Origin of the sequence: Bradyrhizobium liaoningense (assembly GCF_018130955.1) — a bacterium.
Classification (GTDB): domain Bacteria; phylum Pseudomonadota; class Alphaproteobacteria; order Rhizobiales; family Xanthobacteraceae; genus Bradyrhizobium; species Bradyrhizobium liaoningense_C.
Window position 1 is genome coordinate 137,833 of record NZ_JAFCJM010000005.1, and the last position, 24,079, is coordinate 161,911.

At 65.8% G+C, this 24,079-nt stretch carries 18 protein-coding genes; 2 read left to right on the forward strand and 16 right to left on the reverse strand.

All coding sequences use genetic code 11. The features are described from left to right. Window positions 1-22: 22 nt before the first annotated feature. Window positions 23-640, reverse strand: coding sequence for a flavin reductase family protein (locus JQ632_RS06125; RefSeq protein WP_212401387.1), 618 nt, complete (start codon window positions 638-640; stop codon window positions 23-25). Between the two features lie 3 nt (window positions 641-643). Further along, the gene (locus tag JQ632_RS06130) at window positions 644-1,609 is read right to left on the reverse strand and encodes a tripartite tricarboxylate transporter substrate binding protein (RefSeq protein ID WP_212401388.1); all 966 of its coding nucleotides are present in this window, start codon (window positions 1,607-1,609) and stop codon (window positions 644-646) included. A gap of 147 nt (window positions 1,610-1,756) precedes the next feature. Here JQ632_RS06130 and JQ632_RS06135 point away from each other — a divergent pair, with 147 nt between their 5' ends. Together JQ632_RS06135 and JQ632_RS06140 are read left to right on the forward strand one after the other, a co-directional pair. After that, a complete protein-coding gene (locus tag JQ632_RS06135; RefSeq protein ID WP_212401389.1) occupies window positions 1,757-2,560 on the forward strand; it encodes an IclR family transcriptional regulator in 804 nt (267 codons plus the stop codon). A gap of 86 nt (window positions 2,561-2,646) precedes the next feature. Further along, a complete protein-coding gene (locus JQ632_RS06140) occupies window positions 2,647-3,975 on the forward strand; it encodes a dicarboxylate/amino acid:cation symporter (RefSeq protein WP_212401390.1) in 1,329 nt (442 codons plus the stop codon). A gap of 23 nt (window positions 3,976-3,998) precedes the next feature. Here JQ632_RS06140 and JQ632_RS06145 read toward each other — a convergent pair whose 3' ends face one another. The 14 genes from JQ632_RS06145 to JQ632_RS06210 all read right to left on the reverse strand — a co-directional run bounded on the left by JQ632_RS06145 (window position 3,999) and on the right by JQ632_RS06210 (window position 24,074). Beyond that, window positions 3,999-5,270, reverse strand: coding sequence for an MFS transporter (locus JQ632_RS06145; RefSeq protein ID WP_212401483.1), 1,272 nt, complete (start codon window positions 5,268-5,270; stop codon window positions 3,999-4,001). A gap of 68 nt (window positions 5,271-5,338) precedes the next feature. Then, window positions 5,339-5,578, reverse strand: a complete 240-nt coding sequence (locus tag JQ632_RS06150) for a hypothetical protein (RefSeq protein ID WP_212401391.1) — start codon at window positions 5,576-5,578, stop codon at window positions 5,339-5,341. Window positions 5,579-5,608: 30 nt separating this feature from the next. After that, window positions 5,609-6,967, reverse strand: coding sequence for a sigma-54 dependent transcriptional regulator (locus JQ632_RS06155; protein ID WP_212401392.1), 1,359 nt, complete (start codon window positions 6,965-6,967; stop codon window positions 5,609-5,611). Continuing rightward, window positions 6,964-8,751 (reverse strand): ATP-binding protein, encoded by a 1,788-nt coding sequence (locus tag JQ632_RS06160; protein WP_212401393.1) that lies wholly within the window; start codon window positions 8,749-8,751, stop codon window positions 6,964-6,966. Before JQ632_RS06160 ends, JQ632_RS06155 begins: the two co-directional genes overlap by 4 nt. Window positions 8,752-9,119: 368 nt before the next feature. Further along, window positions 9,120-9,626: a GDSL-type esterase/lipase family protein gene (locus JQ632_RS06165; protein ID WP_212401394.1), complete on the reverse strand. Its 507-nt coding sequence runs from the start codon at window positions 9,624-9,626 to the stop codon at window positions 9,120-9,122. A gap of 48 nt (window positions 9,627-9,674) precedes the next feature. Next, on the reverse strand, window positions 9,675-10,262 hold the full coding sequence (locus tag JQ632_RS06170; protein ID WP_212401395.1) for a hypothetical protein: 588 nt from the start codon (window positions 10,260-10,262) through the stop codon (window positions 9,675-9,677). A 2-nt stretch (window positions 10,263-10,264) separates the two neighbouring features. After that, window positions 10,265-11,854 carry a YadA-like family protein gene (locus tag JQ632_RS06175; protein WP_212401396.1) on the reverse strand — a complete coding sequence of 530 codons (1,590 nt, stop codon included), beginning with the start codon at window positions 11,852-11,854 and terminating at the stop codon, window positions 10,265-10,267. A 274-nt stretch (window positions 11,855-12,128) separates the two neighbouring features. Then, window positions 12,129-12,416 carry a hypothetical protein gene (locus tag JQ632_RS06180; protein WP_212401397.1) on the reverse strand — a complete coding sequence of 96 codons (288 nt, stop codon included), beginning with the start codon at window positions 12,414-12,416 and terminating at the stop codon, window positions 12,129-12,131. Window positions 12,417-12,435: 19 nt separating this feature from the next. Further along, complete coding sequence (locus tag JQ632_RS06185) at window positions 12,436-15,765, reverse strand: DUF6519 domain-containing protein (RefSeq protein ID WP_212401398.1); 3,330 nt, start codon at window positions 15,763-15,765, stop codon at window positions 12,436-12,438. 30 nt (window positions 15,766-15,795) lie between these two features. Next, complete coding sequence (locus JQ632_RS06190; RefSeq protein ID WP_212401399.1) at window positions 15,796-17,988, reverse strand: hypothetical protein; 2,193 nt, start codon at window positions 17,986-17,988, stop codon at window positions 15,796-15,798. Then, on the reverse strand, window positions 17,985-20,771 hold the full coding sequence (locus tag JQ632_RS06195) for a putative baseplate assembly protein (RefSeq protein ID WP_212401400.1): 2,787 nt from the start codon (window positions 20,769-20,771) through the stop codon (window positions 17,985-17,987). Before JQ632_RS06195 ends, JQ632_RS06190 begins: the two co-directional genes overlap by 4 nt. Before the next feature lie 3 nt (window positions 20,772-20,774). Next, complete coding sequence (locus JQ632_RS06200; RefSeq protein ID WP_212401401.1) at window positions 20,775-23,384, reverse strand: putative baseplate assembly protein; 2,610 nt, start codon at window positions 23,382-23,384, stop codon at window positions 20,775-20,777. After that, window positions 23,381-23,749: a GPW/gp25 family protein gene (locus JQ632_RS06205; protein ID WP_212401402.1), complete on the reverse strand. Its 369-nt coding sequence runs from the start codon at window positions 23,747-23,749 to the stop codon at window positions 23,381-23,383. Before JQ632_RS06205 ends, JQ632_RS06200 begins: the two co-directional genes overlap by 4 nt. Before the next feature lie 7 nt (window positions 23,750-23,756). Then, entirely contained in the window at window positions 23,757-24,074 is a 318-nt protein-coding gene (locus JQ632_RS06210) for a hypothetical protein (protein ID WP_212401403.1), read from the reverse strand. Between the last annotated feature and the right edge of the window lie 5 nt (window positions 24,075-24,079).

Consider the following 24,079-nt stretch of genomic DNA (forward strand, 5'->3'; position numbering starts at 1 on the left):
CAGGCCGGCGCGATTGCAGGTTTCAGTCGGTCGATTTCGGGGTTTGGAAGACGGTGTGCAGCGTCACGATCTCGCCAAGGCGCGCATAGCGCGGCCCGCCGATGCGGGCGATGGGGTCGAGCGCCTCGGTTTCGACCTTGCCGTTGCTGACGAGACCGTCGCGAATGTGAAACATCACAACCTCACCGACAATCAAGCGACTGCGCGCCTCGCCGAACTCGAGGCATTGCCGGAACACGCATTCCATCGCGACCGGCGCAACGGCAAGCCGCGGCACCTTGATGCGATCGCTCGGCAGCGTCGCGAGGTCGAGCAGTTCAACCTCGCTGACCTCGGGCGGATGCTCGACCGAGCTCTCGTGCACCGCATTCATCAGCGCCGTATCCGCGATGTGGATGACGTATTCCCCGGTATCGAGGATGTTGTGCGCGGTGTCCTTGTAGTCGCCGCCCTTGCGGCCGACGCTGATCGCCAGCATCGGCGGCTTCTGCGAGACGAAGGTGAAGGCGCTGAACGGCGCAAGGTTGAGCACGCCCTTGCCGGAAAGGCTCGTTACCCAGGCGATTGGACGCGGCACCACGATGCCGGTCATCAACCGGTAGATCCGCTCCGCTCCGAGATCGGCGGGATCAATCTGCATCGGTCAGTCGGCCTTGATGTTCGCCTTGCGGACCACGGGGATCCACTTTGCATCCTCGCGTTCCAGATAGGCGGTGAACTCGGCCGGCGTCATCGCCACGACCTCGGCGCCCAGCTTGTCGAACTTGTCGACCACGGCGGGGTCCTTCAGGATCGTCACGAGCGCATCCTGCAGCTTCTCGACGATCGGAGGCGGCGTGCCGGCTGGTGCGAACAGCCCGGTGAAGGTCTGCCCGTCAAAGTCCTTGTAGCCGAGTTCAGTGAAGGTCGGGACATCAGGCAGCGACTTCAGGCGGTGCGGGCTGGTGACGGCGAGCGCGCGGAACAGGCCGGCCTTGATGTGCTGGAGGCTGACCGTGAGCTGGTCGAACGCGAACTGCACCTGCCCACCGAGCAAATCATTGATGGCAGGCGCGTTGCCGCGGTAGTGCACGGTGACCCATTGCAGATCGAGGTTGGACTGCATCAGCTCGCTGAGCAGGTGGTTGGTGGTGCCGGGGCCGGGCGAGGCCATGGTCAGCTTGCCGGGCTCGCGCTTGGCGAGGTCGATGAATTCCTTGAACGTCTTGGCCTGGACGGACGGATGCACTTCCAGCACCAGCGGCGTCATCGAGATCGTCGAGATCGGCAGAAAATCCTTCTTCCAGCTATAGGCGTCGCGCTTGTTGATTTCGGTCGCGAACAACACCGGGCCGTTGGCGCCGACGAACAGCGTGTAGCCGTCTGGCGGCGATTTCGCGAAGGCTTCGCCCGCGATCATGCCGCCGGCGCCGGCCTTGTTCTCGATGATGAAGGGCTGGCCGAGCTTTTCCTGGAGCTTGTCGGCGATGATGCGTGCCGCGCTGTCGACATTGCCGCCGGCGGGATAAGGCACGATCAGCTTGACGTTGCGTGTCGGCCATTGCTGGCCAGCGGCGGGACCTGCCAGCACGGCTGCGATCACAGCTGCGGCTATCCAGAGCATCTTCATCTCATCCTCCCGGACCCTGCGGCGGATTCCTGCCCCGCCCTGTTCTCGTTGGTGCCGATCGCGACGGCTTGCGGCCCCTCGATCCGGCGCAATTCTTCAATCGTCCCCTTTACCTGTCGATGGAATTGTGCCGATCTTGTCCACATTATGGACAAGACACGGACAGGATCGGCGGCGGACGAAACGGAACCGCGGCCGGGCGCGCAGGCGATCCGGCGCGCGCTCGCGGTGCTGCGCATTCTTGCTGCTGGCCGCGAGGCCGGCGTGCCGCTCGCCGAGGTCGTGCAGGCGACCGGGCTCACGCGACCGACCGTACATCGGATCATTCACGTGCTGATCGAGGAAGGGATCGTCGAACGTCACGGCAGGAGCGGACGCTACGCGATCGGCAATCAGGTGCCCGAGCTGGCGCTGGCCCGCCCGCGGCGCTCGCCATTGCTGATGGCGGCCGATCCCGTCCTGCAACGGACCTCCGCCGCGATCGGCGACACGCTGTTTCTGACCGTGCGGACCGGGAACGACACGCTTTGCGTGGATCGCAGGATCGGCACCTATCCGATCCAGGTGCTGTCGATCGAGGTCGGCGCGCGCCGGCCGCTCGGCGTCAGCAGTGCCGGCGTTGCCATCCTCGCGGCGCTGCCCGCCCAGGAAGCGCGGCGCATCGTTGCCGCCAACGAGCCGCGATTTGCGGCCTACCGCACCGACGGACCGGCGGTGCTCGCCCAGATCGCCGCCGCGCGGCGCAGGGGCTACAATCTGCGCGAAACCGGGCTCGTGCAGGGAACCAGATCGGTATCGATGTGGATCAAGGCTCATGATGCGCGCCCCGCCGCGGCCATTACGGTCTCCGCCGTCAGTCTGCGGCTCGAGCCGCGCCGCGAGCGAGAGGTGGCCGAGATGTTGATGGAAGCCGCTCACGCCATCGAGGCGGAGATCCGGGCGCTCGCATAGCGGATATCCCACGTCGACGAAATTGTGATTGTCGGCCGCAACAGCGCCACTCCATGATGGTTTCAAAACTCCATCGGGGAGAGCCCATGACGACAGAAGCGTTCCGGCCGGCCGCCGCTCACCGTCACCAGCCCTGGTATCGCATCCTCTACGTCCAGGTCCTGATCGCGATCGCACTCGGCATTCTCGTCGGCTTCTTCTATCCCGACCTCGGCAAGGAGCTGAAGCCGCTCGGCGACGGCTTTATCGCACTAATCAAGATGATGATCGCGCCGGTGATCTTCTGCACGGTGGTGCACGGCATCTCCTCGATGGGCGATCTCAAGCGCGTCGGCCGCGTCGGGCTGAAGGCGCTGATCTATTTCGAGACGGTCTCGACGGTGGCGCTCGCGGTCGGCCTGCTGGTCGGCGAGGTGCTGCAGCCCGGGCACGGCTTCAACATCGACCCCGCGACGATCGACCCGAAGTCCGTCGCCACCTACGTCACCAAAGCCAAGGAAGAAGGCATCGTCTCGCATCTGATGGCGATCATCCCCGACAGCTATCTTGGCGCGATCGCGCGCGGCGACCTGCTCCAGGTGCTCCTCATCTCCATCCTGTCGGGTTTTTCCATCGCCTTCCTCGGCAAGGCAGGCGAGCCGATCGCGGCGGCCATCGACAAGGCCGCAAAAATGTTCTTCGGCATCATCCGCATCATCGTCCGTGTCGCCCCGATCGGTGCATTCGGCGCGATGGCCTTCACCGTCGGCGCCTACGGCCTCGGCTCGCTGCTCAACCTCGCTGCCCTGATCGGCACTTTCTATCTCACCAGCATCCTGTTCGTGCTGATCGTGCTCGGCGCGATCGCGCGCGTGGCCGGTTTCTCGATCATCCGCTTCATCGCCTACATCAAGGACGAGCTTTTGATCGTGCTCGGCACCTCATCTTCCGAGACGGTGCTGCCGCAAATGATCCAGAAAATGGAGCATCTCGGCGCCTCGCGCTCCGTCGTCGGCCTGGTCATTCCGACCGGCTACAGCTTCAACCTCGACGGCACCAACATCTACATGACGCTGGCAACGCTGTTCCTGGCGCAGGCGACCAACACCAATCTGACGATCTGGCACGAGCTCGGCATCCTGGGCATCGCCATGATCACCTCGAAGGGAGCCTCGGGCGTCACCGGCGCCGGCTTCATCACGCTGGCGGCCACGCTCTCGATCGTGCCCGACATCCCGGTCCAGTCGATCGCGATCCTGGTCGGCATCGACAAATTCATGAGCGAGTGCCGCGCGCTGACCAACCTGATCGGCAACGGCGTCGCCTGCGTCGTGATCAGCCTCTCCGAAGGCGAGCTCAACCGCGACGCGCTGCACGAGGCGATGGCGCATGCGCTCGAGATGGGCGAAGCGCTGGAGCCGGGCGCAGGCACGTGAGACCCGCGCCGCGGTCGCCCCTCTTATTCGTGCCGGTCCATCGCCGAGAGCTTCTTGGTATCGCGCATGGTCAGATAGACCAGGAGCGAGATCGCGATGCAGCCGGTGAGATAGTAGTAGAACCAGCTTTCGTGCCCGATCGACTTGAACCACAGCGCGATCGATTCCGCGGTGCCGCCGAAGATCGAGACGGTGAGCGCATAGGGAACGCCGACGCCGGTCGCCCGCACGCTGGTCGGAAACAGCTCGGCCTTCACCACCGCGTTGATCGCGGTGTAGCCCGACACGATCATCCAGGCCGCCGCGATCAGCAGGAAGGCGGTGAACGCGTCATGCGCCGCCTGGAGGCTGGTGAGCAGCGGGATGGTGAACAGCGTTCCCGACACGCCGAAGCCGATCAGCAGCCATTTGCGTCCGATGCGATCGGAGATCGCACCGTAGATCGGCTGGAGAGCCATCGCGAAGATGAGGCTGCCGGCCGTCACCATCGTGGTCTGGTCGTCGTTGAGCTTCACCGAGAGGCGGAGAAACTTCTGCATATAGGTGGTGTAGGTGTAGAACGCCGCAGTGCCGCCCATGGTCAGCCCGACCACCAGCAAGACCTCGCGCGGATAGTTCATCAGCGCTCGGATCGAGCTCGACTTCTTGGCCACCGCCTGGCTGCTCTTGAAGGCGTCGGTCTCGTGCAGATTGCTGCGCATCAACGCGGCGACGACGGCGAGCACGGCGCCGAAGGCGAACGGCACGCGCCAGCCCCAGGCGCGGATCTCCTCGGTCGACAAGAACACCTTCTGGAGCAGCAGCAGCACGAGGATGGCACAGAGCTGGCCGCCGATCAGCGTCACATACTGGAAGCTGGAATAGAAGCCGCGGTTCTTCTCGTCGGCGACTTCCGTGAGATAGGTGGCGCTGGTGCCGTATTCGCCGCCGAGGCTCAGGCCCTGCAGGATGCGCGCAAGGCCGAGGATGATCGGCGCGGCGATCCCGATCGTCGCATAGGTCGGCGTCAGCGCGATGATCAGCGAGCCGAAGCACATCATCACCACCGACAGCATCAGCGCATTGCGCCGGCCGTAGCTGTCGGCGAGATGGCCGAACAGCCAGCCGCCGAGCGGCCGCACCAGAAAGCCGGCGGCAAACAGCAGGGCCGCATTGAGCTGCTGCACGACCTCGTCGCCGTCGGGGAAGAATGCCTTGGCGAAGTAAAGCGCGAAGGCCGCATAGGCGTAGAAGTCGTACCATTCGACGAGATTGCCGACGGAGCCCACGAAGATCGCGCGCAACCGGCGTTTCATGTCGGCAAGATCGCTGCGGGGCTCGGCGCCAGCTGGCGCAAGGTTTTGGATCGAGGCTTCCTGTGAACTCACGACGTCCTCCAAAGGCTTGGTGTTCCCTGCGGGAAACGGCCGGCTTGCTTGTTGATGCGCAAGGTGACGTCGTCCCGGACGACCAGATGGTCTCCGCGCCCTTTCAGCAACGACCGTGCCAGCGGCGCACGGCGCTCAATCAGCGCAATTCGCCCGCGTTTTTGGATGATTTCGCCGGGAACGATCGTGGTCGGCGGCAGGCCGTCGGCGGAAATCCGCCGACGCAAATCGCGCAATCGGCGGATTTCCGCCGATGGCCGCTGCGCTCAACCGTCTTTGCGGCCCGGACGGACCAGCGAATATTTCGCCATCTTCTCGTTCAGCGTTCGGCGGGGAACGCCGAGCTCCTCGGTGACGTCGGCGATCGACCAGTCATGCTCGCGCAAGGCGGCCTCGATCAACGTCCGCTCATAGGCCGCGACGCGGTCGGCGAGCGTGCGCCGCGGCGCGCCTGGCTCACCGCGCCGCAGGATTTCCGCGACGCTGCGGCCGGTCGCAGCTAACCCCAGCGCATAGCGCTCGGCGACGTTCTTCAACTCGCGCACATTGCCCGGCCAGTCATGCGCGAGCAGCGCATCGAGATCGTCGGGACGGAGCGGCGATAGCGCTCGGCCCGCGCCCTTGGCTGCGGCCGCAGCATAATGCTCGAACAGCAGCAGCACGTCGTTGCCGCGCTCGCGCAGCGCAGGCAGTTGCAGCTCGGCGGCGGCGAGGCGGAAATAGAGGTCGGAACGAAAGCGCCCGCCCCGGCTCTCGGCGGCGAGATCGCCCTTGGCGGCTGCGATGACCCGCACGTCGATCGGCACGAGCCTGTTCGATCCGACGCGCTCGATCGCGCGTTCCTGCAGCGCCCGCAGGATCTTGGCCTGGAACGGCAGCGGCATGCTTTCGATCTCGTCGAGCAGCAGCGTGCCGCCGGAGGCGTGCTCGAACTTGCCGATGCGGCTGCCCCGCGCGCCGGTGAAGGCGCCGGCCTCGTGGCCGAACAGTTCGCTCTCGAACAGCTCGGCCGGGATCGCCGCGCAATTCACCGCAACGAACGGGAATTTCGCGCGCGGCCCGAGATCGTGGAGCGCACGCGCCACGACCTCCTTGCCGGTTCCAGTTTCGCCGGTGACGATGACGTCGCGGTCATGACCGGCAAGCTCCAGCACGCTGGCGCGTAGCGCGGCCATCGGTTTTGACAGGCCGATCAGGCGGCTCTCGATCGCGCCACTCGCCGCGAGCCTGCCAGCGAGCTCGCCGAGTTGCAATTTCAGCCGCCGCCGCTCAACGGCCCGCGCGATTACCAGAGAGAGCTGCTCGGGATCATGGGGCTTTTGCAGGAAATCGTAGGCGCCCTCGCGCATTGCGGCGACCGCCAGGGGCACGTCGCCATGGGCGGTCAGCAGCACCACGGGAATGTCGGGGTCGGCGCGGTGAACCTCGCGCATCAGCTCGAGCCCCGAAATCTGCGGCATGCGGAAATCGCTGAGCACCACGTCGGGCGGGCTCTCCTTGAGGAGCCGCATCGCCTCCTCCGCACCGGCGGCGGTGCGCACCGCAAAACCGCCGAGTTCCAGCCATTGCCGCACGGAGTCGCGGACGATGTCTTCGTCGTCGACGACGAGAACCGCGCCGCTCATGCCTGCAGTTCCGCTTGCGTCGCGGCCGGGCTACCGTCGATCGCGGGAATGACCACCGTGAAGGTCGAGCCACCGCCCGGTACGCTGTCCACCAAGATCTCTCCTCCGAGCTCCCTGACGATTCCGTACGAAATCGAGAGCCCGAGGCCAAGCCCCTCGCCGATCTCCTTGGTGGTGAAGAACGGGTCGAACAGCGACTTCAGATGTTCGGGCGCGATCCCGACGCCGGTGTCGGCGATCTCGATCACGGCCAGGCTGTCGCGGCGACCCAGCGTGACCTTGAGAACGCGTCGCTCGCACCCCTGCATCGCGCCGATCGCATTCGACAGCAGATTGACGACCACCTGCTCCAGGCGGACCGGATTGGCAAGACTGTGGAGCGGCTCGGCCGGCATGGTGCGCACGATCTCGATGCGCTCATTGTCGATCTTGTATTGCAGGAGGCGGATCGCGTTGTCGATCACGGCACCGAGCACGACCACGCTGCGCGCGCCGGTCTCCTTGCGCGCGAACATGCGCAGATGCGCGATCAGCGCCATCATCCGCTCGGCGATCGCTGACATGACGTCGAGATTGCTGGTGGCGCGCTCGACCTCGTTGCGGCGAAGCAGGACACGGCTGCTCGCGACGTATGTGTTAAGCGCGGCGAGCGGCTGGTTGATCTCGTGCGCGACGCCGGCCAGCGCCTGGCCGAGGCTCGCGAGTTTTGCACTCTGCACCAGGCTTTCATGGGTTTTGCGCAGCTCTTCGGTGCGCTCGGCAACGCGCTGCTCGAGCACGTCATGCGCGTCGAGCTTTGCTCGGATCACCTGCCGCCGCTGATCGGCGACGACGGCCACCAGTAGCGCGGCGAGCAGCGCGAGCACGCCGGCGGTGGCGACGGTGGCCGCATGGCGGCGCGCGTCCGCCGCGTCCGAGAACAGCAACAGCGTCCAGCCCTGGTCGAGGGCGCGGACCTGAAGAGCGTATTGGCCGGGCTCGACATCGTCGCGGCCGCGCGCGCGACCGACCTGGACGCCCGACCTGTCGCCATCGACCACGAACACCGGCGCGGCGTCGATCGCCTGGCCGAACTGGCGCGCGGCATTGAGCTCGGCAATGCGGCTCGCCGGGATCGGTGACAGCGGGCGATATTTCCAGTCGGCGCGGCTCGCCAGGAAGATCACGCCGTTCTCATCCTTCATCGCCACGAGGTCGCCGGCGCGCGCCCAATCCAATTCGAGCGGGCTGAGATCGATCTTCACCACGGCCACGCCGATGGTCCGGCCGGCCTCTTCGATCCGATGCGAGAGGAAATAGCCGGGCTGTCCGGTGGTGGCACCGACGGCATAATAATGGCCCTCGCCGCCGCGCAGCGCGTCCTGGAAGTAGGGACGGAACGCGTAGTTTTGTCCGACGAAGCTGGAGTCCTGGTCGAAATTGCTGGCGGCAAGCGCAAGGCCGTTGGCGTCGAGCACGTAGAGCTCGGCCGCGCCCGCCTTTTGATTCAGCGATTGCAGGTAATGGTTGGCGGCGGCAATGGCGGCTGCGTCCTGTGGGTCGCGATAGAGCGTGCGGATCGGATCGGCGAGCGACAGCACCGCCGGCAGGTAACGGAACCGCGCGACGGTCGCATCGAAGGTGCTCGCGATCAGCGTTAGGCGGTCATTGGCCTCGCGCTGCATGCGGACGAAGCCGCCATCGAGCGCGAGGACGTAGGTGAGCCAGCCTACTGCCGTGACCGCGGCAAGCAGCACAGCGCCGATCAGGCCGCGGCGCAGGGAGGCTGGGTGAGAAGTTTGCATCGGGGTTCCCGGGTCGATGCGATCAGTATCGCATGGCAGGGTGCGAAGCGCCGCTGCAAAATAAGCTCTTGGTAAGCAGCTGGGGCGCCGGTTCTTGGTCCCGAAGAGCTGAACCAGCGAGAGAGCGCATCAACACCGGAGAAGCAATCGAATGTCCGCTCCTCGGGAATTCCGGACACTCGGCCAGCGTCCGGCAAATTAATACCATAAATCCGAATTCTGTAAAGAGAAATTTTTAGGGAAAGGGCCGCCTACCGGCAAAAACATCGAAAACAACCCCATGCACAGTAGAGCGGCCGTGGACCGGCAACGAGCGGTTACAGCTCGAGAAGATTCGGAAAATACTCAGCAATTTTGCACCGGCGCCCTCACCGCCCGAGCGCGCCCTCGACCTGGCTCGCGATGGCCTGCGCGAGCAGGCGATAACCTTCCGGGGTGAGGTGCTGGCCGTCTGCTTGATGCGGCAGGCCGTGCAGCATGCCATTCGACATCATGACGACCCTGATGCCGCGCGCGGCTGCGCGGCTTTCGATCGCGGCGATGTTCGCGTTGGTGTCGCTCTTGCCTTTGCGCCGATCGTTGCCTCCGGGTTGCAGGATCACCACGCTGGTGCCCTTCGGGACAGCGCTGTCGAACCGCGCCAGCATCTGTTCCGTCGTGTTGCCGTTGATGCCGGCATTGACGACGGTGACGTTGTGCCCCTTGGCCCGCAGGATCTGCTGCAACTGCGCCGGATAAGCCTCGCCGCGTCCGACGCCCTTGCCGTAGGTGTTGCTGGCGCCGAGCGCGACCACGGTCGCGGCGATGGCGGACTGCGCGGCCAGGACGAGGCAGGCTGCTATCGTCGAGATCGCCAGAGGCCGAAAGGTGCGCATGCGATGTTTCCCCTTCCCGTCGTTCGGGGCGCGGCTCGCCGCCCGCCCCTATTGCTTGGGCGCCTGTTTCGGTGCCGCCGTCTTTGCAGCCGCTGGGGGCGCAGCACCCGCTTGCGGTGCGGCCGGCGCTTCGGGCGCCGCGGGAGCCGCCTGACCGATCGACACGGAGATGCCGAACAACCGCCACTGGCCGTCGACGGGAGCATACATCAGTTCGAAATTGACCTGCGACGGCACCGAGGGAAAGAACCCCGCCATGTGCATCAGGCCGTTGGATTCGATTTGCGGCAAGAGCGACAATTGCGGTTCGATCACGGCGATGCCGGAGAGATCGAGCTTGTCGTTGCGCTGCTTTGCAAATATGTCCCCAAGCTTCGCCGCACTATTGACCTGGAAGCCCGGCGCGCCGAGGTCGCGCAGCACGGTGTAGTTGCCGGTCTTGTTGGCGTGGTCGAGCGCGAGCAGCGCCGAGCGCACCAGGATGATGACGCCGTTGCGATCGATGTTGGCGGGCTTGGGCGGCTGCGCCGCCTGCTGTGCTTGCACCGGACGCTGTGCCAGCGCGGGCGTGGCGGCGAGCAGGCCGGCGAGCAGCAACGCGCCGACCTCCCCTCTCCATAACGCGAACGCACGCATGATCACCACGCAACCGTCACGCCGGCGCGGCCGCCGACGCCGCCTTGCGCAAAACCCGCCGCGACGCCGCCATTGAGCACGACATTGTCGCTGACCCGCATCTGCGCCACGAAGCTCGCCGCGTTCTGGCCGCGGAACGTGCCCCAGTTGCTGGAGATCGCGAACCTCTTGTCCGCCGGCAGCGCCCCGCCGCCCATCGCGATCGCCATCGCGGTGCCTTCGAAGGCCTGCCGCATCTGGGTCTGCAACGTGCTGACGCTGCCCTGGAGCGCCGTGACGTCGTTCTGGAGCGAGCCGATCGCGGTCGGCGAAAAGCTCGTCGTCGCGAGATTGCCGGCGGCATCGGTCGTGACCAGCGCGACCGCACCGCTTTGTGCCGAAAGGCTCGCCGCGGAGGTGAGGCCTTGCATGCGGTAGGTGTTCGAGGCCGTGCCGATCGACACCTGGTTGGCTGCGCTCGTGCTCGCGCCGTTGCCGATCGCGGTGGAGTTGGCGAAGGTCGCGTTCGTGTTGGGACCGAGTGCTGCCGAATTGCTGCCGGTCGCCACGCTGTTGTCGCCATAGGCCGCACCGCCATTGGCGGCGGAGGCGAGATTGCCGATCGCGACCGAACCGGTCGCAACCGCGCCGTTGCCGATCGCGATCGCATTGACGCCGGTGGCGGCTGAACTGAGCCCGATCGCAACCGCACCATTGGCGGTCGCCTGCGAATTGGCGCCGAGCGCGGTTGCGCCGATGCCGGATGCTTTTGCCGACAGACCCATCGAGGTCGCATTGACGGCGCTTGCGAGACTGCCCTGACCGACGGCAGTGGCGCCGACGGCGTTCGCATTCGCGTTCTGGCCAATCGCGGTCGCATTGTTGAAGAAGGCACCGCTGCCCTGGCCGAGCGCGGTGGTGCCGGTGCCGACCGCATTGGCGCTCTGGCCGACCGCGGTCGCGGTGGCGCCACTGGCAACGCTGTTCTGGCCAAGCCCGGTCGCGGTGACGCCGAAGACGAAGGAATTCTGACCGAGGGCCGTTGCGTTATCGCCATTGATGATCGCGTTCTGGCCGATCGCCGTGGCATTCACACCGCCAGCCGCAGCACTCGAACCGACTGCAGTGGCCTGACTGCCGTTCGCTCCGGCGCCTGCGCCTAGCGCGGTCGCAGTCGCGCCTGCCGCACTGGCGTTGGAGCCCAACGCGACCGCGTTCAAGCCGTTGGCGTTACTGACGACGCCGATTGCAACGGCCTGGTCACCACTGGCGCTCGCACTGCTGCCGTACGCCACAGCGTTATTGCCCGTTGCGAGAGCGCCCACACCCACTGCTGCGGCTAGATCGCCGACTGCGTGGGAGAAGGCTCCATATGCGATCGCAAAATCCCCATCAGCCTTGCTTACCCTGCCGACAGCGATCGCGTGCCCTCCATCCGCAGCGGAGAAGGCGCCAAGCGCCACTGCAAAGCCGCCGGTCGCCATGGCGTTCTGGCCGACCGCCGTGGCGCTGCCCCCGCCCCCGTTGGCGGTGCCTCCGCCGGCGGAATAATCCGCGGCGCCGGCGAGGTGGATTGGAACGACCGCAAGCGCAAGTCCGATGACGAGCGCCAATCGGCGCGGCGTTGGAGGACGGGATTTTGAAGAGCTGCATTGCGCGATGCTGCGATCAACGCATTGGCGCGCCGTCAGACACCTGCATTGCATTATATGCCCCAACCCCTGATTGTCCGGGGACGATAGCCGCTCGGTGGAACCCGGCAAAGCCTCGGGAACCCCAGGCTTTGCAAGCCACCGGTCTTTTGTTTCCAGATGTGTCTACAAAGACACAAGGCTGCCGGATATGACCTAGACAAGAGACGCAACCGGTCGCCAAGACTTCAGTGCGTCACTTCTTGCCCTTCTTCGCCTTGGCGGTCTTCGATGGCTTTTTCTCCGGCTTCGACGCCCCCTCGTGCGACGTCGCCGAAACGGTCGCAAGCTCGCGCTGCAAGGCGGCTATCGCCGTGTCGTAGCGCTGCACTTCCCGCTCCTTCTGCCGTTCAAGCTCGGCTATCCCCGCATGGAGCTGATTGATGCGCGATTGCGTGAGGTCGGCCGCGCCGGCCGAGGTCAGGGATTTGTGCGCCTTCTCCAGCCAGCGCTGGTGCTCCTTCAGCATCTCTTCGAGGTCCATCGCGTGCTCCTGTCGGCCGTCAGGCGGTGAGGTTGAAGTTGGCTTGCGGCGCCGGGAAGTCGGCATGCAGGGTGACGCCGCCCGAGATGACGTTGCCGACGAACGGGCCGGGCATGCTGTTGAAATTGAACGACGGGAAGATCGCCCCGGTCGGCGTCGCTCGCATTGCCTTGACCTGGTTGCCCATCACGGTCGCAACGCGGCCGAACAGGTTGACGGTGGCCGCGGTGCGCGGGATGTCGACCCCCAACGGCGGATTATGCAGGCAATAATTGTTGGAGAAGAACACCCGCTCGAAACGCGGGCGCACGTCGCCCGTGCCCTGCTCCTGTATCTCGACCAACGCGCTCCGTCCCGGACCGACGAACTTGTTGCCGAGAATCTGGATCGGATAGCCGGCCGGTCCGAACTGATCGCGCCTTTCCTCCAGACACGACATGACCAGCGCCCGGTCTTCGTTAGTGACCGGGCGGCTCGCGGGATCCGTGTAGCCGACATAGTTGTTCGAGATGCAGGCCTCCAGCACCAGCGATCCCGTTATTCCCAGCGCCAGAGGGGCGACGGTCTGACGATCCGGCGAGAGACCCGTGTCGATGATCTCGTTGCCGTCGATATGCAGATCACCCTGAACCTGTGTGATCTGAATGCCGGCACCGGATGTGCTTCTGAAACCGCAGGACGTGATGCGGTTCTGGACGATCTCGCAGCGACCGGTGATGCCGCCGCACTGAATGCCGGCAGACCGCATGGCATCGATGCGGTTCTGAGTAACGACCGGCGCAACTTCGCGCCGCAACGCCACGCCGGTGTCGCTGTCGGACAGCGAGTTACCCATCAGCCGGTTTGGCCCGCCGGCCGTGCAAAGGGTTGCGAGCCCTCCCGCCGTCACGCGATTGCTTTTCACCAAGCCGTCCCTGACCGATCCGAGGGCGATGCCCGTGCTCTTTCCATCGCTGGCGGTTTCAACGATGTTGCTCTCGATGCTGAGCGTCGTGACCGTATTGGCGAAAATCCCGGCCTGGCCGCCGTCGACATAATTGCCGGCGACGCGGATATCGTTGGTCAACGCGCCCCTGTCGCCGATCATGATGCCGAAGAAGCTGCTGCTCTCCGGCTTCGTGTCGGACGCAACCTGATTGTCGACCACGTCGATATTGTCGCCGGTCACGCGAATGCCGCCGTGCGCGCTGCTCGCCACCGGAATCTTGACGAGGTTCTGCGCCACGATGCTGGAATGTGCGGCAAGGTCGATCCCGAATACCGATGCGCCGCCCGCGGGCTGTGCCGGCGCGGCCTGACAGGCGATGACGTTCTGCGCGATGATAATGTTGCTGGCGCTCGGCTGCGGGTTGTCGGTGATCTGACCGTTGACCGCGATGCCGCTGATGGCGCCCTCGACCGAATTGCCGGCGATGCGGCAGGGGCCGCCGATGGCCGAGAGCACGATGCCCGAGGTCAGCACCCGCGGCGTTCCCTCGATCCCGATGTCGATCACATTGTCATCGATGAACAAGGTGTTGGTCTGCACGCCAGACCCGAAGATCGCCGTCGTCACGCCGTCAATCCGGCAACGGGCGATCCGGAATTCGGCGACATTGGCCAATTGAATGCCGATCGCGAGCTGCCCGGCCTTCGAACGCATCTCGCAATCGAGGATCGCGCTGGCGCGGACATTCGTTACTGCGACGACAGGAGCGCCATTGCCTTCCGGCTGCTGTTCGAACGCGACCATGGAGATTTCGACGCCCGAGATCACGGCGGCCGGTCCGCCGATGGTCAAAACCGTGCCCGACACGCCACTGCGCACGATCGTACCGTGGCTCTCGCCGACCAGTTTGACGTTGCTGCGCGCGATCAGCAATCCGCTGCGAAGGGGGTGAATACCGGTCTTCAGGCACACGCATCCGCCGGCTGCCGGCAAGGAATCGATCCCCGCCTGGATATCTTCGCCCGGCGACACCACGACCGTGCAGCAGCACGCCTCCTCGTCGACGGGCTTCTTCGGACGGCAGTCTTCCAGGCCGGACGGCGGGGTGTAGACCGCGAGCTTTGTGTAGTGGTGATGGATGCCGCGCGGCGGCGCGTTGTTGAGAATCTCGATCGAGGCATCCGCCGCGCGCGCCGCGAACACCCAGTAGTCGCCGACGTGAAAATTGCCGCCGGCCGGATCGAGCGAGAACGAGACGATGATGCCATCCTCCAGCCGGAGCTGGAGCCCGCCGGTCGGGATCGGAATCGCGCCGGTGCTGGTGGCGGCGTCGAGATCGGTCTGCGTGCTGCCGTTCTGCGCCAGGATCTTGCCCTTCTGGTCCCAGCGGCGGATGCGCGCGTTGCGCGTGGCGTCGAGATTGCCCTGCCCGTCCACCGGGCCCAGGAAGCCGGCCGTCAATTGCTTGTCGAGCGTGATCTTGCGCGTCGCATCGTCCACGCCGCCGCCGACCTTGATCTTGTGGAGCTCGCCGGCGAGGCCATTCAGCTCGCGGAAGTCGTCGGTGATCTCGATCCAGTCACCGTCGGAAAACCGCAGCACGCTGTCCTTGCCGACGCTGTCGACGACGATGTTGAACTGGTCGATCAGGCGCGTGACCCGCGCCTCGACGGAGGCGTTGTCGCGCGACCATTTGAACGTCGCGGTGCCGAGTGGACCCGGGGCATGCACCTCGACGCGGTAGAGCTGGTTCTCGAGGCCCTTGTAGCCGCCCGCCGGCGGCACCAGGCACGGATCGAGATTGGGCACCGGCGCGGTCGCGGTGGTCAGCCGTCCAGCTGATGGCGCCGTCGTCGTGCCCCAGGCGGTAATCTCGTCCACCGGTGTAGCGCAAGTGGTACCGGCCGGGGTCCCGAGAAACTTGACCTGCCAGACCGTTTGCAGCCGCGTGGTGGTGTCGACCCCGAGCGCGATCTCGACCAGCTTGGAATCCTCGAACTGGTTGACCTCGCGATTCCAGACGTCGAGATAGATCAGGTAGGGACCGCCGGTGACGGGTGGCAGCGTGGCGCCGGGCAGATATGGCTGCTTGTCGAAGGGAATGGCGTCGACGCCGAAGAGCTCGGCGAGCTCGGTGTCCCATTTCTGCAGGCCGGTGCCGTGATTGTCGGCGAGCAGGCCGTCGACATACATCCGGCCGCGGGCAATCGACAGGCCCGGCAGGATCTTGAACGCATCGGGCGTCTCGGACGAGACCAGGACCGGGCCGCTTGCATCGAGCGTGCCGGCCTGCGCACGCCGGTTGACGGCCGCGCTCTGCTCGTTCCAGTCCCGGTCGGTGAGCGGGCGCCCCTGTTGCAGCCACACGGCGCTGTAGTTCTTCAGCGGGTCGAAGGCTTGCCGGCTGTAATCGCCACTCATGGAACACTCCCTCGCTCGACAATCATTGCGTCAGCTTTCGTAGAAAATTCCCGATTGCAGGCCGACGCGGACATATTCCTCCAGCCTGATGCGCAGATTGGTTTCGCGCTGCGGCTGGTAAAGCGAATGAAACGCCCCGGGCTCGGCCTCGTCGTCGGCGCCGGTCAGGAGCCGCTCGCCGGAGAAGCGTGCGAGCTGGCAATAGGCCGCAAAGCCGTAACGCAGCGACGCGAAGCGCGGCGTCGCGAGCTCAGGCCTCGGCGCTGATTCCGGCAGGCACTGATAGCGGCGCGGCACCCGCGCCGACAGCGGCACATAGGAGAAGCGGATGCAGCCCTCCTGGCGCCGCTCGGCGATCACAGGCGCCGTCCATTTGTCGCCGGTGACGGTGTCGGCGATCACGATGCTGTTCGACACCAGCGGCAGGCTCAGCGCACGAACCTTGCCGATCACGGTGCAGGCATCGAGGGACAGCGGCGCGCCCGGCAAGGGCGGCGCGCCTCCGTCAGGCGCGGCATAGGCGACGCCTGATGTCGCGGTGGCATCGATGATGCTGTCGCGCGCGCTCACCTGTGCGACAGGATCGATGCGCAGGCTGCCGGTGATCGTGTGGTCGATCGTGACTTCGAGGTCCAGCGCACCAACCGTGAGGCTGGGCTGTGTCGGCGAGACCGGCGTGCTGTCAGCCGAAAGCGACAGGCCCGGTACCAGCGTGCAATGGGTGATGGCAAGCTTGCGCAACGCGTTACCTGCACTCGCCTGAACCTGAAGACCGGCGCCTGAGATCAGGAGGCCGTTCAGTCGGATCTCGGCACGCGCGCCGCCTGCGAGCGTCATCGGCCCGCCCAGGATCAACGTCGGGCGATGGTTGTTGGCCGCGCGCAACTCGATGCGCTTGTCCGCGCTGACGTTGATGCCGCTAAGCGTTTCCGCATAGCGGCCGCTGTCGGTGATCTCGACCACGCCGGCGCCACTGAGCGCATTCAGCGCGGCCTGGATCGTTGCGAAATCGCCGGGTACGCGGAGCAATTGCGGCGGCGTCTGCGCGGTCTCGAACGACGCCTCGCGCTCGTACTCGCCGCCGCCGATATCCGCGCTGAAGCCGTAATGGAAATCAGCCCTCACCTGCACGCCGGCGGGAAGACCTGGGGGAACGGCGATGCGTCCGAGCACGGGATCGATGACATAGATGCCGGCGGGCGGCAGATGCGCCCAGGTCGCACCGCTGTCGGACAGGTTGCAGATGCGGATTTTTGCGATGTCGATCGGCTGCATGCTGCCGGAGGAGTCGTCATACAACCTGACGCTCCGCGCGATGTTGTCGGCGCCGGTGTAGTAATCCGCAAGGCGCGTGGTGAGCACGCGGCGGCTGATCGGCTGCGGCACGTTCAACGGCGTCGCAAGGTCGGTGATGTCGTCCTCGGTCGCAGGATGGGTGTAGAGCGGCTGGTCGATCCCCAGCGGATGGAAGCGCCAGCGCCTGGCATCGAGCCGCGCGGCGGGCGATTTGCTCAGCGGATAGGCATTGAGCCGCCACACGAACACGCCGATGTTCTTGATGTTGTAACGCCCGCGCCCGCGCGCGATCCGCCGGACATCGATGGTCCGCATGATCGGATCGAAGGCGGTGCCGACCCGCTCCAGGGGCTCCCAGCGCCGCATATCCGGCACGGCGGCGCATTGCGGCCGGATGTGATTCATGTACTGGGTCACGATCAGGCGCTGGAAGAACTCTACCGCGCTAGCGTCCCAGCCGGTGACGTCGCGCGCGACCTGCTCGATGACAGGCACGGTTCCCTTGCGACGCCGATAGGCGATGGTATGCGCGACGTCGGCGCGTGGGCTCGCTATCCCGGCAATGCCATGCAGCGCGCGGCTACCGACGAGCTCGCCGATATAGGGAACGACCCAGTCCGCGCAGGTCTCGATGAACTGATCGTCATAGAGCTGGTCAAGATCCTCCTGCAACACCGCGACCTGTTCGGCGAACAGGGCCAGCAGGCTAGCGAGCGGACCGCCGAGCGCGTTCGTTTGCAGGAGGTCGAGCTGCTCCGCCTCGGAGACCGTGAGCGGCGTGCCGCCGGCGACCTTGGCGAGGAGGTCGGCGAGCGCGACGCGGTCGGCCGGATCGAGCAGACCCGGCGTGACCAGCGCGTGGGAGCGGTCCCGGATGCGCAGGATTGCGGGCAACAGTTCGAACATCTCCTGCGCATTGAACTTCATGACATCACCCCGAGATCGAGCGGCGCGTGGTCAAGCATCAAGAGCTCGGCGGCGGTCACATAGCCCCCCTTGAGATCGGGGAGGCTCGCGAGCAGCCGCGCCTGCGGTTCGGAGGGCGCAGGCCCCGTGTCGGTGCGGTAGAGCTGGTCGATGTCTACAGCCGTGACGCCGGCAACGTTCTGGATCGTCGCGTAGACCTCGTCGATGGTCACCGGCTGGCCAAAGGCGCGGCTGTCGAAGGCGAAGGCCGCGCGTAGTGCGTCCGTCACCGCGGCGAATACCTTCTCAGAGTCGGCGTCCGCGTCGACCTTGACCTTTGCTTTCAGCTTGAAGGTCGCGGCGCCAAAATTCTGCACCGACAAAGGCATCAGCCGGTCGCCATAGCGCCGAAGTGCTGCGACCAGATTTGTCATGGTGGCGCTGTCCTGCGGTATCGCGGCGCCATCCGGTCCCGCCACCGTCAAATAGATGCCACGGGCACGGACATCCTCGATCCAGACGCCATAGGCCTTGGCGATCCCGGAGAAGGTGCGTGCGAAATCGACGTAGTCCTGGATCGACACCGCCCGCTCCAGGGTGAGCACATGCAGCGGTGCGTTGTCGCGCGCGTCAGTCAGCGCCTCCGGATCCTGCCCGCCGCTCGGCGCGCTCGGATTGACGACGCTCTTGACCCCGAGCGGGCGTGTCAGCAGCATGGAGATCTGACCCGCACGCAGATTGCCGGCGATGCCGATGCCCTTGCGGTAGGCCAGCCGCACATTGTTCAGGCCGCTCGGCAGCCGCGCGCCCTGCCGCCCATCGCCGAACTGGATGGTCGATTTGCCGTCGTCGTCCTGGCGGACGGCATAGACCCGCTCCAGCCGGTCGTGTCCGTAGAGCGACGGCACCTCGTGCCACAAGAGATCGTTGACGCGGACCTGCAGAGTCGATGCGCGCCCGCTGGGATCGGTCGACGACACGTAGGTCAGTGGCGATTGCTTGAGCTGGAAGGTCTGGTTCAGCGCAGCCGCATCGCCGCTGCCTGCGATCTCACCAACCGTCTCGCCGTGGGTCGCCGGCGCAACGTTGGCGTTAACAGTCACGGTGGAGCGGTCGTAGCAATAGCTGAGCGGTGCCTTCAACGTCAGCGTGGTGCGATCGCGGTCGCTCTGGACGGACAATGGGCCGTGGGCGATCGATGCGATCTCGCTGACGACGGCATCGTCCTTCAACGCGCCCTGGAGCTTTAGCGCGTTGACCGGCGCCCGGATGTCGATCGCCGTGCCGTCGCGATCTTCCACGTGCCACAGCAGCAGCCGCTTCGATGCTCTGGCGGGATCGAGCAACTCCGGCGGCGCGGGCAGCACGCCGTTGTTGAGGACGACAACCGGCGGCGAGCGCAGGACGAAGGATTCGCCGGGCAGCGGCTTACGGCTCGGAAAATCCGGGAACGAGATGCCTGATGTCGCAGCACCAATAACGACGCGCTGCCGCTTGCCGCTGACGGCGATGAGCTGGTCCGGCACCAAAAGCGGCTGAAGCTCGTCCAGCACCAGCGTGCTGCCATAGACCGGATAGGTCAAGGGACGCTCGACGGGCGTCAGCTCGTCGGTTTGCGCCAGCACCTGGGTTTCGCGCCGGTTGAACGCGGCGAGGTTCTGGGTTCCGTCGCGAGTCAGGCGCGAGGTCTTCCCGCTCAGGCCGAACGCGCCGCGCGACAGCTCGACGACGGACATCACCCGATAGAGCTCGACGTGCCGATTACCGCTGTCGTCGTTACCAGCCAGTGCGAACCAGCTCCCCGCCACGACCTTGGGATAGGCGGTGTCGAGATCGACCGTCTTGCTCGTCGTGTCGATCGCAAAGTTTATCCATTCGTAGGTCGTGGCTCCGTCGGAGGTCGGCTCGAACAACTGGCTGTTGCTCGTGGTGCGGATCAGGTTCGCATCCGGCGCATTGTGTCCGAACAGCGCCGCGCGCTGCCTGAAGGCATAGACCTTGATGCCCTGCGGGCCGGGATCGTTCGGGTCCCACGCGGCTTTCAGCGGCTCCGACAGCACGATGTGCGTCAGATCGTGGGCGAGATCGACGTCGACGCGCGCGATCCAGCACACGTCCCACAGCGCGCTGGTGGAGTTATTTTCGCGATCGATGCCTACGACGACAAGGCCATCGCCCGCCGCCAATTGCGTGGTCGTGCCTGCGATGTACAATTCGCCGAGGCCGGAGCGGAACAGTACCGGCTCCGACTGCTGCGCAGGGATCGCGTTCCATTCCACGCGCGCAGCCGCCGGCGCGATCGTCTCAAAGGTCTGCGGATCCTGGTTCGGATCGGGAATGCTCTGCGCACGGGTGCCGACCGGAATGGTGACGGGCTGCGCCGCCAGCGCCGGCAGGCCGGGCGCCGATTCCAGCGTGAAGGCCAGCGCCGTGCTGGCCGCAACGCCGGGCGCGAGCTGGTATCCGATCAACCGCGCCAGCATCAGCACCGAACGGCGCTCGGTCGCCGTGACGAGATAGGCTTCGTTGGCGATACGCTCCTGGTAGAAGGTCAGCACGTCGGCCAGCACGGCGAAGGAATCACACAACGCAATGGTGTAGTCGTCCGTCGCGCGCGTCGTCAGCGGCGCCAGCGCCGGAAAATCGGTGCTCGACAGGCGTGACAGCAGCGTCTGCCTGAAATCCGCATGCGTGCCGACCCGGTACGCGATCGCGGGCAGTCCGGGGCGATTGAATTTTGCCGAGGGCGTATCGACCTCGACGCCGGAGCAGCAGCCGCAGTCACTGGTGGTGTCCGCGCTCATGGCCTACTTGCCTCCGCTCAGTGCGAGACGGAGCACACCGTGCTCGGGGAAGTTCAGGCTGTTCTCGAGTCGCGCGATCTCCAGCCGGCCGATCGGCAGCTGGCCGCTGGCGAGAAAAGTCGGATCATCGGTACCCTGGCGCTGGAACATCACGATTTGCGCCGAAGCGACGCCGGGCACCGCATGGGCCGTTGCGTAGATCTCGCTCAGATAGACGCTGTCACCAAAGCTGAAATCGTCGGGGTGGAACAGGCCGCGGCGGCCGTCCGGCAACACACGGTTGCTGAGCGCATCGAGCAGCCGGGCCTTGACGTCGGCGCGGAAGTAATCGGGCTGCACGCAGACGTTCAGCTTCAGCTCGAGCGAAACGTAATGCGGATCGTTGAACTCGAGATCCTCGCCCGCCATGCGATAACGGTCCACGAACGGCAGGAGATCGGTCGACAGTGCGTGCGGATCGACGCCGGCGATCGGATCGACGCTGATGAACTGCGTGTACCAGCTCCCGGTCCATCGCGTCGTCACCGCGGCCCGCTGTACGCCGCGATAGCGTTCGGTGACCTCGGCATAGTCTTCGGGCGTGACTGCCCTCTCCTGCCGGCGAAACGCTTCCGGCGCGTTACGCCTGACGTCGTCGGCCGTTTCCGGGTCGACGCCGCCGACCGCCGGCAACGGGTTGCGTACGCCGGTAATCGCCGCAAGATCAGCCTGCGTAGCGACCACATGGAAGATCGCCTCGCCGCCGACATTGCCCGCGGCGCCATTGCCGATCCGATACACCGCGCTGAATTGCGTGCCGGTCTCCGGCCGGACCCCGTGGTCGTCGTCGCCGAAGCGCAAGGCTGCGCCACCGTCATCGTCGACCTCGACGACGAAGTCGTTGGCATCAGCCGCGCTGTTGAGCAGCGTGCGATGCGATTGCCACGTCGCCGGCGTGCCGTTGGTCACGCTGGACAGCGTGATCTGCGGCAGCACATCCGACATGTCCCAGTCCATGGCGGCTGCGGCCGAAGCGGCCGGATCGAACGGTTGACGTTTGGCCGTGCCTTGCCCTGAGCCCGCCTTCACCAGTACGGTGCCGGCCTGCGTCAGCGGGGCCTTTTGCAGGAACGGGCGGAAGCGCGCGGGAATCTCGATGGGTGCGGCCGGCGAACAGCCATCGCAGCCCTGATCCGGCGCGACGAACAGCGTCGGCGCCGGCACGCTGCCGAGCGACTCCGCCCCCAGCGTGCAGCCATGGTCGGCGAGCACCAGATTGCCGCGGGCAATGCTGACATCGGTCAGGGTCTTCGAGCCGTGCCCTTCGTCGGTGACGGCAGATATGCAGAGCGGGAACGGCAGCGCATCGTCCTGCCCCCAGGCGATCTCGGTGATGGCTGCATTGGTCAGGGGATCGGTGAGCGTTGCCGGCGGCAGCGGCGACACCGACGTCAGGCGAACGACGTGGCGATGGCGCGGATCGGCATCGCCGGGAAGGCCCGTGTGCGGTCCGAGCACCTCCTCGAACAGCAGCGCATCCCCCGCTTTCAGGTTCGGCAGCGATCCCGCAAGCGTCGCGCTGGTCGCGCCCCGCGGCAGGCAGCACCGCTCATCGCCCCAGGTGTAGAATGAGATGTTGTTGTGAAGCTTGTACAGCGACACGGTCGGCGCATTATCGTCGCGCAGGGGCTCGAATACCGTCGGCGCCAGCAGCATCGCCTGCTCCAGATCGCTGGAGCCGCTCTTGATGCCGCGTGCAAAGCCTGGACAGCGCGTCAAAAACTGCGTGCCGGCGCGGGTGAGCGTGGAGCTTGCCGCATCCGCCTGGATCTGGATCCAGACCCGCGCGTTGCAGCCGTCATGCATGGGATAGTCGACCAGCAGCGCATGCCGGCGCAGCGAGATACGGCGCCGCGCAGTGTCGAGATAGGCTTCGGTCGCGATCGCGTCCTGCTGATAGCTGAGATGGTCGCCGACATAGGACAACAGCTCGACCAGTGCGATGCCGGTATCAGCGACGCTGCTCTGGCGCCATTGCGGCACCAGTTGCGACATCCGGTCGAGCAGCAGTCGCCGGAACGAGCCATAGTCCTTGGCGAGATAGTCGATATCGGGCTCATCCGACTCTGCTTCCGGACATAGACAGACCGGCTTGCAGTCGAAGTCCGAGGGGCACTCGACCTTGAACGAAAAATCGATCGCGCCGAACTGCGGATCGAAATTTGCGGGCGGCGACGAATCCAGGGCAGAGGCGACGAAGCGCAGTGTGTAGGTGGAGAAATCGCCGGGTTCCGCCACCCGCACCACCAGAATGGTTTTTGGATTGGCTCTGGCCGCCACGATCGCCGATGTCGCGGCTTCGCCGGGCGCCGAGAGTTGCGCCGGCAGCGGCGACGCCACGGCCGCCCATTCGACCGCGATGTTCCTGACCCGCTCGCCGCCGGTGAGCACGACGTTGCCGCTCGAAAACCCCGCCGGCAGCGGCTTGAGGCAGTAGACCAGCAGCGTGCGCTGGCGCAGCGGATCGAGCAGCGGCAGCTCGTGATCGATGACCTCGAGATAATCTATGCCGTTGAGCGTCGGATGCGCCGCGACCTTGTCGCGCCTGAGTTCATCGCAGCAGTGGAAGATCATGGTCCACCCCCGGCCGGCTGGGTGAAGGTCTGAACCTGAACCTGGTCGTTGCTGCGAATGCTGTACTGGACGGTGATCGACATCACGGCGTCCTCGGCTTCGACCCGGACGGCCTGCACGACGATGAGCTCACCGAGCCATTGTTGCAGCGATCCCTGGATCAGCATCTGTGTCGCGCTCGCGAGCTCGACCGAGTTCGGCGCGAACACCAGCTGGGCGACGCCGCTGCCGAAATCCGGGCGCATCACCCGCTCGCCCGGGATGGTGAACAGCACCTGCTCGATGAGGTCACGGATGTGCCGCGCATCTGATGTCTCGGCGGTACGGCCGAGCGGTGAGAGCTGATAGGGATAAGCGAGGTTCATGATCGCCTCACGTCGCTATCGCACGGGGCTGCACGACGACCGGCAGCAGCGGCGTTCCGGTCGGCGCGCAAACTGCGACCCCGGTCTGAATCGCCACCGGCTGGCCCATCGCAAGCACCCGAACCGCGCCGACCACCCATTGACCGGTGACGCACGGGCCGCCCGACACCGGCGGAAACGGACAGCCCGCCACCACATAGGGCGCGACAATGGTGGCGACCGGCTGGCCACTCACCGTCACCCGCGGCACGGGCACCGTCGGCATCGCCTGGCCGCCATGCGCGCACAGCACGGTCGCACCGAGATGGAGAATGGGTCCTGGCATCGGCC